The sequence below is a fragment of the Bacteroides sp. M10 genome, from assembly GCF_014334015.1.
Classification (GTDB): domain Bacteria; phylum Bacteroidota; class Bacteroidia; order Bacteroidales; family Bacteroidaceae; genus Bacteroides; species Bacteroides intestinigallinarum.
Genome location: NZ_CP060488.1, coordinates 1,647,973 through 1,661,097 on the forward strand (window position 1 = coordinate 1,647,973; position 13,125 = coordinate 1,661,097).

Annotated in this window: 8 protein-coding genes; 1 reads left to right on the plus strand and 7 read right to left on the minus strand. The window is 40.8% G+C overall.

All coding sequences use genetic code 11. From position 1 onward, the window contains the following. Nucleotides 1–24: 24 nt before the first annotated feature. Nucleotides 25–891: a DMT family transporter gene (locus H8796_RS06010; RefSeq protein WP_008647173.1), complete on the minus strand. Its 867-nt coding sequence runs from the start codon at nucleotides 889–891 to the stop codon at nucleotides 25–27. Between the two features lie 143 nt (nucleotides 892–1,034). On the opposite strand from H8796_RS06010, the gene H8796_RS06015 reads away from it, so the two are divergent. Continuing rightward, complete coding sequence (locus H8796_RS06015; protein WP_117933486.1) at nucleotides 1,035–3,692, plus strand: glycoside hydrolase family 78 protein; 2,658 nt, start codon at nucleotides 1,035–1,037, stop codon at nucleotides 3,690–3,692. 539 nt (nucleotides 3,693–4,231) lie between these two features. On the opposite strand, the gene H8796_RS06020 is transcribed toward H8796_RS06015, so the two are convergent. From H8796_RS06020 to H8796_RS06045, 6 genes are all read right to left on the minus strand, one after another. Next, nucleotides 4,232–6,166: a DEAD/DEAH box helicase gene (locus H8796_RS06020; RefSeq protein ID WP_117933488.1), complete on the minus strand. Its 1,935-nt coding sequence runs from the start codon at nucleotides 6,164–6,166 to the stop codon at nucleotides 4,232–4,234. Nucleotides 6,167–6,280: 114 nt separating this feature from the next. Beyond that, on the minus strand, nucleotides 6,281–7,348 hold the full coding sequence (locus H8796_RS06025) for a tyrosine-protein phosphatase (protein WP_117933567.1): 1,068 nt from the start codon (nucleotides 7,346–7,348) through the stop codon (nucleotides 6,281–6,283). Between the two features lie 163 nt (nucleotides 7,349–7,511). Continuing rightward, nucleotides 7,512–8,981 carry a glycoside hydrolase family 125 protein gene (locus H8796_RS06030; RefSeq protein ID WP_074638950.1) on the minus strand — a complete coding sequence of 490 codons (1,470 nt, stop codon included), beginning with the start codon at nucleotides 8,979–8,981 and terminating at the stop codon, nucleotides 7,512–7,514. A 35-nt stretch (nucleotides 8,982–9,016) separates the two neighbouring features. Next, complete coding sequence (locus H8796_RS06035) at nucleotides 9,017–10,180, minus strand: glycoside hydrolase family 76 protein (protein ID WP_117933490.1); 1,164 nt, start codon at nucleotides 10,178–10,180, stop codon at nucleotides 9,017–9,019. Nucleotides 10,181–10,202: 22 nt separating this feature from the next. After that, nucleotides 10,203–11,708: a sulfatase-like hydrolase/transferase gene (locus H8796_RS06040; protein ID WP_117933492.1), complete on the minus strand. Its 1,506-nt coding sequence runs from the start codon at nucleotides 11,706–11,708 to the stop codon at nucleotides 10,203–10,205. Nucleotides 11,709–11,714: 6 nt separating this feature from the next. After that, on the minus strand, nucleotides 11,715–13,103 hold the full coding sequence (locus tag H8796_RS06045; RefSeq protein WP_117933494.1) for a sulfatase-like hydrolase/transferase: 1,389 nt from the start codon (nucleotides 13,101–13,103) through the stop codon (nucleotides 11,715–11,717). Nucleotides 13,104–13,125 lie beyond the last annotated feature (22 nt).

Consider the following 13,125-nt stretch of genomic DNA (forward strand, 5'->3'; position numbering starts at 1 on the left):
AATATTCCGATGAAACCGGACTTTTTATCGTTTTAATATAATAACGATTACAGCAGCGATAATCAGTGCAATACCTACACCAATGCTTGTGGTGAAGGCTTCCCCGAAAAGAAAGATACCTACGCATACAGCAGTTACCGGCTCCATAGCTCCCAACACAGAGGTGAGTGTGGAGCCGATGCTTTTTACGGCTCTTACTAGAGCAAGATTAGAAACTACGGTAGGGATTAAAGCTAATAGAATCAAGTTGCCGGCAGTATGCCATTCGCTGATGGGTTGAAGCTGGCTGATGGTTTCCGTTCCGATAAAAAGGAGAATACCTCCGAAAAGGAATACGTAGAAAGTAAGGAGTAGCCCCTTCATCTGTCCAATTTTTAGTTGGCTCATTGTGACGAGATAAAGCGCATATCCGAGTGCCGACAGAAGAACAATGAAAAGTCCCAGGAAAGAAAAGCTCCCCGTTTTTGTATCTCCGCCGGATAAGAAATAAACTCCTGCCACTGCGGATGCAATGGCAGCGATCCGCCAGCCGGACTTCTTTTCTTTAAAGAAGAGCATCATGATTAACGTGGTAAGCACCGGATACATGAAATGAATAGTGGTGGCAACTCCGCTAGCCATAAACTTATATCCCCAGAACAGGAATACGGCAGACATTAAATAAAGAAGCGCAAGAAGAAACAGGGAAGGAATGTCCCGCCTCTTGATGCGAAATGATTGACCATTCACCAATAAGATTCCGCCTAACGCCAGACAGGCAAACAGGAAACGATAGAAAAGTATCGATTCAAATTGCATCCCTGCTTGCATGGCAGGAATGGTAAATAGAGGGATAAGTCCAAAAGAAGCCGATGAAAGCAGCCCATATAGTAAACCATTAACTTTATTCATAGTCAAGTATATATTCGGGCCGCAAAGATATAGCTTTTTTGAGGCAAGTAGATAAAGCGTCCATACAATATTTTTCGTAAATTAGCACGCGATGTAAATATGGCATCCGATTGAAAGAAAATACAAACTAATTTTTGGATAAAATGAAACGATTGACACTATTACCGGGATTACTATTTTTAATGCTGCAAGCAGCATTTTCACAAGAGTCAGGCAGCTGTAAACCAGTGAATCTGGTTTGTGATTATTTGGTAAATCCCTTGGGAATAGATAATCCTGCTCCCCGGTTATCATGGATGCTGAATGATGCTCGAAAAGGAGCACGACAAACAGCCTGTCAAGTCATCGTAGACAAAGACTCTCTTGAATTGATTGCAGGGAAAGGAACTATCTGGGATTCGGGCAAAAAGGACTCCGAACAGATTCTGATTACCTATTCCGGACAGGAACTTCGTCCTTTTACCAAGTATTATTGGAGAGTGAATGTATGGGATAAGGATGGAGTGAAATCTTCTTCGGATATTAATAGTTTCGAAACGGGAATGATGGGGATGGAACACTGGCAAGGAGCTTGGATTAGCGATAACAAAGATATTAATTACCGTCCTGCTCCCTATTTCCGGAAAGTGTTTGATGCACAAAAGAAGATCCGGTCGGCAAGGGCATATATTGCCGTAGCAGGTTTGTATGAACTGTATATCAATGGTGAGAAGATTGGAAACCACCGGCTGGACCCGCTATATACCCGGTTTGACAGGCGCAACTTCTACGTCACTTATGATGTTACTTCCCAAATACAGAAAGGGAAAAATGCGATTGGTGTGTTGCTGGGCAATGGATGGTATAATCATCAGTCAATGGCCGTGTGGGACTTTCATCGTGCACCTTGGCGTAACCGTCCTGCTTTCTGTATGGATGTGCGGATTACTTATGAGGATGGTTCCGTTGAAGTCGTTTCTACGGAACGGGACTGGAAAACTTCATCCGGCGCATTGATCTTTAATAGCATTTATACAGCCGAGCATTACGACGCCCGTTTGGAACAGAAAGGCTGGAATACCGTGAACTTTGATGATTCTAAATGGAATGGAGTAGGATATAGGGCTGTTCCTTCACAGAATGTGGTGTCACAACAAGTGCAGCCGATTCGTGCAGTAGAAACAATCCCCGTAAAAACCTGGAAGAAACTTAATGACACAACGTATGTATTCGACTTTGCCCGCAATATGGCAGGAGTCACCCGCATTAAAGTGTCCGGGGAAGAGGGAACTGTGGTGAGGTTGAAACATGGTGAGCGGTTGTATGACAACGGACGAGTGAATACGTCAAATATTGATGTGTATCACCGCCCGGTAGACAACTCCGATCCTTTTCAAACGGACATCCTCGTTTTGAGTGGAAAGGGAGAGGATGAATTTATGGCACGATTCAATTATAAAGGTTTCAGATACGTGGAAGTAACAAGCACTACCCCCCTTGTATTGAATGAGAATAGTCTGACTGCCTACTTTGTGCATAGTGATGTTCCGCAGAAAGGGACGATTCATACTTCGAACGCACTTATCAACCGTCTTTGGTGGGCAACAAATAATGCCTATTTGTCCAACTTGATGGGGTATCCTACCGACTGTCCCCAGCGTGAAAAGAACGGATGGACAGGCGACGGCCATTTTGCTATTGAAACGGCATTATATAACTATGATGGCATCACCGTTTATGAAAAATGGCTTGCCGATCATAGAGACGAGCAACAGCCTAATGGTGTACTTCCTGATATTATCCCCACAGGAGGCTGGGGGTATGGCACGAATAATGGCCTGGATTGGACAAGCACTATCGCTATTATTCCATGGAACATTTATATGTTTTATGGCGATCATAAACTGTTGGCAGACTGTTATGAAAATATAAAGCGATATGTAGACTATGTGGATCGTACCAGTCCGACCGGATTGACCTCATGGGGAAGAGGAGACTGGGTGCCTGTTAAATCACATTCTTCCAAGGAACTGACCTCTTCTGCCTATTTCTACGTGGACACCAAGATACTTGCCAATGCCGCAAAGATGTTTAATAAAACGGAAGACTATAAGTATTATTCTGCTCTTGCCAATAAGATAAAGAACGCGATTAATGACAAGTTTCTGAATAGAGAAACGGGCATTTATGGTAGCGGCGTTCAGACGGAACAGAGTGTTCCTTTGCAATGGGGCATTGTTCCTGAAGAGTTGAAGAGAAAAGTAGCCCGGAATCTGGCAAAACAGGTGGAAGCAGCCGGCTTTCATTTGGATGTAGGTGTGTTGGGAGCAAAAGCTATATTGAATGCGTTAAGTGAGAACGGTGAAGCCGAAACGGCTTATAAATTAGCTGCACAAGACACTTATCCATCATGGGGTTGCTGGATTGCCAATGGTGCTACCACATTACTGGAGAACTGGGATTTGAATGCCACACGTGACATATCGGACAATCACATGATGTTTGGTGAAATTGGAGGATGGTTTTATAAAGGATTGGGTGGAATCTTCCCTGACCCCGAAAGTCCCGGATTCAAACATATTCTCCTTCGGCCTAATTTCCCCAGTGGATTAAATGAGTTCGAAGCCAGATATCAATCACCTTATGGGGAAATCTGCTCTAAATGGGAACGTAAAAAGAACCGTATTTTCTATCATGTAACTGTTCCGGCAAATAGTACTGCTACCTTTTATGCACCCGACAATGTGAAAGGAGAGCGTATGGTAAATTTAGAGGCAGGCGAACATATCTTGGAATTGACTATAAAGAAAGTTGTTTATTGATAGACACTGCTGTCCGGCAGACAATCCCGATAGTGTTCCATGCTTTTTCCCTTTTCGTAAGATAATATATTAGGGTATCTGTATTTCGGTCCTGTAAGCTTGACAAAGGACTTTTTATTTTGTATCTTTGTGATCGGAGAAGAAACTTATTGATTGGAAATTATGTGTATGAATAGTATAATATTAGAACAAAAAGATCGACGATTCACCTCTTTCTAAAGAAGAGGAGGGCCCCTTATATACTAAAGGTTGCAGACTTATGATGAGTTTGCAACCTTTTTTGTTGTATAAAATTGAATAATTCGTGGCAAATGCACTTCTGGTCGTTTTTAATAAACTTGAGTAGCGTTTATTAAAAACGATCAGAAAGTTTATTAAAAACATAAATGCAGATTCTGTATGAACAGTTGTCTTTTTTCAATAGACCAGAATAGAGGTAATGATATTCCTTTTCATTTGAATATGAAAGAGGTAATTTGTCACAACATATGCACCTCTGACTAATAATGTACAAATCTACGGATTATGCTTGCTTATATTTATTTCTTCTTAGGTTTTCTGCGTGCCCATCCTTCTTCACTGAAATCCGGCTCTTTATCTTTAAAAAACTCTTGCCAGTCATCTTTCTTTTTCGGACCGCGAGCATCAGAGTATCCCCGATCAGCACGACTAGGCTTATCTTTTTTTGTTGACTTTGAGTCTTTTGCAGAAGCATCTTTCGGTTTTCTATCCTTATTCTCATAGCGCGGTGCACGTTCGTCGCTTTTGCCGCCGAATCGTTTACCTCCCTTGCGCTCATTTGAACCGTTTTCACGTCCTTTTCCGCTTTCTTCACCGGCGCCGGCAATCTCAACAACTACCTTGCGTCCGTTCCATTTAGCCCTATTCAGCGCCTTGATTACATTTGTCGCTTCCTTTTCCGGCACTTCAAAGAAAGAATAGTTCTGCATTAGGTCAATGCGTCCCAACTCGATACGTCCCCGTGTATTGCTGTTCAACAGTCCGATAAGATCACTAGGGAAGAAACTGTCTGTTTTACCCAGATTGATAAACAGGCGGTTAAAGCCCGGTGCAGCTTGGCGACTTCTTTTCTCGAAACCACCTTCTTTGCGATCACTCCGTCCGGTACGTTCTCCGCGGATGTCAGTCGGTACTTCTATTTCTGCACGGTTACGATAATACTCGGCAAAACGGTTAAATTCATGAGAAACCATTCGTTTAATCAAGTCCTCTTTGCTCAACCATTCCAGTTTACGGTAGATTTCCGGCATAAAGTCGGCAATCTCTTCCTCGTTTACTTTTACTTTTTCGAGATCATCAATAACCTTAATCAGCTGCTTCTGACAGATTCCTGCTGCTGTCGGCATTTCTCCGACAATGAATTTTTTGCTGATAATCCGTTCGATTTCTCTCATCTTCCCTTTTTCACGAAGATTGATGATGGCTATGGAAGTACCTGTCTTTCCGGCACGTCCTGTACGTCCGCTACGATGTGTATAACTCTCTGTATCGTCTGGTAATCCGTAATTGATAACATGTGTCAGATCGTCTACATCAAGTCCGCGGGCGGCCACGTCAGTTGCCACGAGCAGTTGCAAATTGCGGATGCGGAATTTCTGCATAACAGCATCCCGTTGTGCTTGAGAAAGTTCACCATGCAAAGAATCGGCATTGTAGCCTTCTTGCATTAATTTGTCTGCAATTTCTTGAGTCTCCTTACGGGTACGGCAGAAAATGATACCGTATATTTGTGGGTAGTAATCGACGATGCGCTTTAAAGCTTCAAATTTGTCTTTAGCCTGCACGGTATAAACAACGTGTTTAACGTTGTTAGTACTTTCATTCTTGCGGCCAATAGTGATTTCTTTCGCATTGCGCAGGTAATTTTTGGAAATGCGTGCGATTTCCGGACTCATTGTTGCGGAGAACAATAGAGTGTTGCGTTCCTGTGGTACATCAGCCAGAATGGCGTTGATACTTTCTGTGAATCCCATATTAAGCATTTCGTCCGCTTCATCCATTACCACATTGTGGATGGTAGATAGAGATACGGTTTTGCGCTCCATCAGGTCCAGTAGGCGTCCGGGAGTAGCTACAATGATGTGTACCCCTCGTTTGAGGCTGCGTATCTGGCTGTCAATGGAAGAACCACCATATACAGGTAATACTTTTAGTCCGTCAATGTATTTGGAATAGTCATTCAGATCTCCTGCTATCTGGAGACAAAGCTCACGGGTAGGGCAGAGGATAAGCGATTGTGGAATTCTGTTTTTTACGTCAACCTGTTGGAGCAAGGGCAAACCGAATGCGGCTGTTTTACCTGTTCCTGTCTGTGCAAGAGCTACTACATCATTATTTTCTCCTAAAAGGTACGGAATCACTTCTTCTTGTACCGGCATGGGATTCTCGTATCCCATTTCTTCAATTGCTCTACGTATCTCCGGAGAAACGCCAAGCTCTTCAAATGTCTTCATTAAATCTCTGTATATCTTTTATTTCGGCTGCAAAGATAGTTAATTTAGTTGATAATAAATGATTGATGATAGATAATTATTGTAGACGTTGCCCTATTTATCATTTATCAACTATCAATTATCAGTTAATAGGATGCTACGTAACTGTTCAATTTCTTCTGCAGAAAGTCCGATTCCTTTTTTCAGATAGGTCTGTACACTCCCGTATTCAGCCTCAATTTGTTCTTTAGCAGCGTTCAGGAAGTCTTCTTTTGCAGAGTAGATGGTTGTAATGGCTTCTTGCGAATTGACCGATAGCTTATATGCATATTTAGAAGCTTTCGGAATATTAAAATAGTCATTACTCAAACGATAATCTTCCATAATGACGTCTTCGTTGACTCCAAGAGCGGCAAGCAATAAGGCGGAAACGACTCCTGTACGCCCTTTTCCGGATGTACAATGAATCACAACCGGATAATGAGTACGGTCGAGAAGAGCAGTGAACAACTTTTTGAATTCCTTTTGGTAGTTTATGACTAATTCCCGGTTCATTTGTTCTACCAAACGATAAATGGTGTCACTTTTTATCTTTTCCTCTTGAATTCCTTGCAGAATTTCTTCCATGTTTCCAGTAGGAATAGGGATATGTATGATGTTAAATTCGTCGTCATGTAGTTGCGGGTAGTTGTGACGTTCATTTTCAGAACGTAAGTCTATAATCGTCCGTACGCTCATATTCTTGAGTTCCCGGCGTGAGCAGGGAGGAATACTGTCTATTTGTGCGGAACGGTATATCATTCCCCAGCGAAGAGATTTTCCGGTACCGGCAGATTCGTATCCTCCTAAATCGCGAAAATTCTGTATACCGGGGATGTTAATGTTGCGGGTGGCCACTTTAACCCGGTATTTGTTATTAAATACCATCAAGTAGTAATAACGTTGAGACGGATCGTTGGTTACGATTGTCATTTTACCACTGGAAATGTTTGCCATTGCAATGGGAGAATCTTCCGGAATAGCTTCAGGAGAAGTAGAGGTGTATACTTTTACCTGTCCTTTTAATATCGGTGCTGTTTCCCATTTGATAATACAGTTTCCTACGTTATTTTCTTCACATACCACAGATATAGCAGGTGATGTGCCAGAACATGATGGGAGCACTAATAAAACAGTAAGCCAGCTTAACAGGTTTCTATACATAGTTTCTTTGTCTTGAATCGTATACTGCAAAGATAAGAATTACCCGAAGATGTGGTAATTCCTTTGCTATAATTAGCCAAAGTTAATAGTAATTTACGTGTTAAAAAAGGGCGCTTCTTCGTTATAGAAGAGCGCCCTGAATGAGAAGTAACCTAAGTTTGCTTTATTGAATATTGTTCAATAGATCTATTTTTCCTTCGTTGACCAACTTTAAAATGAGCTCACCAAATAAGGTGTTTTGCCATGCAAACCAGGCGCGTGTGAAGTTTTTAGGGTCATCCTTATGGAAAGATTCGTGCATGAATCCTGTTCCTGCGTCTGTATCCATCAGCATTTTTATGCAAGACTTAATTTCCTGGTCGTCCTGACTGGTGAATGCTTTCATCATGATACTCATAGGCCATATCATATCATAACCGATGTGAGGTCCTCCAATACCTTCTCCTGCCTTTCCTTTGAAGAAGTAGGGGTTGTCTTTGCTCCATACAAAACGACGTGTGTTTTGATAAATAGGATCGTTAATGTCTACATCTCCCAGATAAGGCATTGCCAGCAGGCTTGGTACGTTGGCATCGTCCATTAAGAGATGATTTCCGAATCCGTCTACTTCAAAAGCATAGATTGTACCATATTTAGGATGATTGTAAGTTGCATATTCTTTTAATGCGGTTTCTACTTCTTGTGCCAAATCTGTGCACTGTTTCGCCAGACTGGTGTTTTTGTTTACAACATTCAGAATTTCCGCAGCTTTCTTTAGAGAAGAAACAGCGAAGAAATTAGACGGTACGAGGAACTGTAAAGTGGTTGCATCGTCAGACGGACGGAAGGCTGAAACAATGAGTCCGACAGGATTTACAGGAGCACCTAGACCGTTATTGTTTAATGTGTCGAGTGCGCGTTCTGTCTTACGCTGGAATTTATAGGGACCCACTCCCTCTTTGCGCTGTTGTTCCTTGAAAGTTGTCAGTATGTTGGCGATGGCCTGTATCCATTCATTATCAAAGATGCTTGCATCACCGGTTTCTTTCCAATATTGATAGGCCAGACGTAATGGATAACATAAAGAATCTATTTCCCATTTACGTTCGTGCAGTTCCGGTTTCATATCGGTCAGGTCGGACATCCAATCTCCTCCCACAGCCCCGTCATTGAAAGCATTGGCGTATGGATCGATATTTATACATTTAAATTGTCTGCGTATCACTCCTTCGAGCATTTTCTTCAATTCCGGGTCTTTATTCGCTAATTGTATATAAGGCCAAACCTGTGCTCCGGAGTCACGCAACCACATGGCATGGATATCTCCTGTGTAGACGAAAGTATCAGGCTTACCATCTGTTGTACGGTAATGAACTGTTGTCTCAAGGGTATTTGGAAAACAATTCTCGAACATCCATGCCAATTTTTGATTAGTAAGTAGCTTTTTCACCCTGATGATTTCTGCTTCCACGGCTTTTGATGTAAAAAGCCGCTTGTTTACGGGTGGACGATTACTTTTATAAGCGGCAATTTCAGCTGCTTGATTGACCACATTGGTATGATCCTTAGCCAGGATAAGTTCTGTAGCTTTGGCAGGACCTCCCATTAATAGGGTGGTCGTGATAATACATATTCCGATATTTCTTTTCTTCATATCTCTATTGTTTTTAAGAGGGTTATTAAAAGTGATTATTGCAAATCGATTCCGCCTAGTCTTCCATACATTTCTATGAAAGCAGCTTGTGTCAAGAGCCATTTTTTCTCGTTTTTATCTGTGCCGCTCCAATCTGTCTGGAACAAGCCCCGTTCATCTCTGGCATGATGCCATGCGTAATCAAGACTTTTCTGGAAATCGGTTAGATAAGTCTTGTTATGGTCTATCTGATAAAGTTCAATAAAGCCTCTAAGCATAACGGCTGTGAACCAGATATTTCCTTTTTTCAGTAATTGGAATGTTTGTCCGTCTGGAGAGGTGAACTGAGTGAAGAAGTGCTTGTGACACGCTTCTGCTATATTTTGTGCATCTTCCAGATAACTTTTCTGTTTGGTAATTTGATAGAGTAGGGCAGCTGCCTGCATCATTTGTCCACTGTTATAGGCAAATTTGGCACGACCGATTTTCTTGTTGAGTGAGATGTTGTCAAAGTATAGATGATCTTTTGAATCTTCCAGGTTCTTTTTAGTCCATTCGTATAACTCTTTTCCTTCTTTTAAATAGGCATCATCTTGAGTAGCCTGAAATAGTTTGAGAGCGAATACGGCTCCCGGTGCATTAGAACAAGTATTTTTAGATTCCTTCTTTTGTTCGCACCAGTAGATTCCTCCGCCGAGTACGTCATCTTTACCACTAAGGATAAACTTCCATATTAGTTTAGCTTTCTCCAGATGAGCTTGTTTTCCTGTCATTCGATAAGAATCGGTAAAATCAATACCTAACCAGACATTATCATCATAAAAACGATCGGAGAGAGGTTGACTGCTGATATAAGATGAGTAAGCGAATGGTTCCCTTCGTGTGTCGAAATACTCTTCTAATCCGGGTAGTACTTTGTTTTCCAAAAGTTTTTTATACTTCTTATTTTCAGTGCTCTCCAGTAGTGCATTTACCGCAGAGAACGTGCCCGAATACGGCCAAAGGTAGGAATATTCATTGCGTCTTTTTGCTTGTTCTTCTGATGCCAGGTAAGTTGCCTTATTGTCTTGGTCAAAAGGATAATTCTCACGTAACAGACAAGTGTTGGGTGCTGCATAGTTTTGGTAAAGAGCATCCAGGGTCTGTTGAGCTTTTTCTACGTTGGGGTTGGCATTTGATAGAGTTAATGCACAAATAATGTTCACTAATAAGTAATGCATGGTTTTATTATTTTATAAATGATTATTGCATAAAGATATTTACTTGTTTCCATTTGTCTTCAGTGTCGTTTGCTACTTCTGCTCCTGGCGTGGAACGTCCTTCCTTTACATACTTCCTGATGAGTCGTGTCATTTCTTTTATTTCCTGTTCATAACGTTTGTCATGGATCATATTTTCTTTCTCTGATGGGTCTTTTTCAAGATCAAATAGCTGCATTGGAGGTAGTTGGGCCAAATCAGCAGGCTTATTGGGGTATCCCCACCCGCCTGAACCTCCATTAAAAACTAGTTTAAGTTGTGGTGTGCGTAGAGACAAATATCCTTTCCCTGATTCATAAACAAGGTCCTTCCGGGTAGAAGTCCCTTCCTTACTTAATATAGGCCATATGCTGTAACTATCTACAGCCTCTTCAGTTTTTAGTTTATGATTGACCATTTGTGCAAAGGTCGCATAGAAATCGGTAAGAGAAACAAGGGAATTACTTATTTTATTCGAGAACTTCCCTTTCCAAGATACTATCAGAGGAATTCTGTGTCCTCCTTCGTAAATATCTGTTTTATATCCTCTGTAAATATAACTAGGAAAATGACCTTGCTTTTCCATTTCTTTTACGCCGATATAAGGAGCGCAGCCATTATCCGAAGTAAAAATAATGATGGTATTATCCAATTGGTTATTTTTCTTCAGTGCTTCTACGATTTGTTGTACCATATCATCTATCATGACTACAAAATCTCCGTAGGATCCTATTGTTGTTTTACCTTGATATTTTTCTGAGGGCAACACAGGTGTGTGCGGTGCTGTAATAGGCAAATATAGGAAAAATGGTTTTTTACTGTTACGTTGTTTGTCAATATAGTCTATACTATGACGTATTATGTTTGGTAGACAATCCTGTGGATCAAAGTCGGCTCCTGCCACTCCTCCGTGCATTAAACCGAGCCCCTTCTGCGGTTCAATGATATGGTCGGGTAGAGCAGTTACTTTATTGTTTTCTACATAAACATAAGGAGCTATGTCAAGAGAAGAAGGTATACCATAAAAATAGTCGAATCCTCGGTCTGTGGGACCATTTTTTATAGGAAGTGAGAAATCCACATCCTTTTTATTTTGAGCATTTTGAGGATATCCCCAATCCCAGCCTAAATGCCATTTTCCAATACAGGCGGTATTGTAGCCATTTTCAGAAAACATTTGGGCGATTGTCCGACGGTCGGGTGTAATCATAGCAGGCGAGTAACCGTCAAGTACACCTTCTTTTAATTTTGTTCGCCAAGGGTATCTTCCAGTGAGAATGGAATATCGTGACGGTGTTGACAAGGCGGAAGAGGAGTGGGCATCTGTAAAAGTAATCCCATCTTGAGTTAGATTATCAATGTTAGGAGTAGGAATCTTAGATTCTGGATTGAATGCCGAGATATCTCCATATCCTAAATCGTCTGCCAATATAAATATTACATTGGGAGATTGTGCTTTTACGGTTGCTGTCGCAAGTAATGCGGATGAAAGGGTGATTAGTTTATGCATGTTTTTTTAATATGAGTGTAATATTTGCTCTAGACTTATGTTTTTAGGGGTTTGTAATAAAGGAAATTCTGGTAGTATGCACATGGGTATTGCAGGATCTCCTACTTTCCAAGCTGGTATATTTGCAAAGAGTCTTTCTAGTTTTCTTCTTGATTTTTCAGCTTCGGCATTTCCTTTTCCTTTTGCAATAGAATTCGTTTCTTTAGGATCCTTTATTGTATCGTAAAAATTACCATCTGAATAGAGCTTATATCGTATGTCTCTAAAGAATTGTTTTGCATTTTTACTTGCGGATGCGTTAAATCTTGAATCATAATGACAGAATACCCATTCGCGAGACTTACCTTTTTCTCCCCTTATTTGAGGTAAAAAGCTTTGTCCATCTATATCCAATTGTTTAGGTACTTTAATATTCATAGCTTCTGCAAAAGTAGGCATAAAATCGGTGAAATCTATCATATCTGCGCATTCATGCTTTGTATTGTTATTTTTTCCCCAATAAACTATCATAGGTACACGTACTCCGGTATCAATTGTTAGTCCCTTTCCACCCCTTACTATTGTTCCATCTTTCATGGTTGTTCTTATGTTACGGTTTGTTCCGTTATCTCCAATAAAAATAATAATGGTATTGTTCAATACGTTTGAATTTTCTAACTTGTTGAATATCATGTTTATGTTTTTATCCACATGTTCTACCATCTTTGTGAAATTGACGGTATTGCGTACTTCACGCATGGAGGGATCTTTCCATACATCACTTTGAGGAGTGGGGTAAAAGGGATCATGCACTAATACCATAGGATAATATATGAAAAAGGGTTTAGTTTTGTTCTCTTCAATAAAATCAATCACATATTGAGTGAATATATCCGGGCCATATTCATTGTTTGAGTAAAGCTTTATATTTCCATCTTGTTCTATTAGTGGAGCGGCATATCTTTCTTTTATCATCCTGTCATAGCTTAACTGCCAAAGGCAATAGTGATCGAAACCAAAATGATTAGGCAGATTTCTGTTTCTGCCTAATTGCCATTTGCCAGCTATCATAGTGGTATATCCGGCGTCCTTTGCTAAATGGGCAAAAGTTTTCTCCTTTTGATTTAAATGTCCAAAGCAGGAGTAATTTTTATTATTGTATTTACCTGTCATTAGTTGTACGCGCGATGGTGTGCTTAAGGGTTGAGAGAAACAGTTGTCGAATCTCACTCCTATTTCTGAAAGTTTGTCAAGGTTTGGTGTTTGATAGGTACTGCCATAACATCCTAAACATTCACGTCCCATATCATCGGCTAAGATCAACACAATATTAGGCTGTTTATTAGCTGTTTGGCCCATCAAAACGGAGGGGATTATAGCGAGGCATTCCCATAAGAAGCTATTAATGACTTTCATTTGTTGATAGTTTTAGATGGTT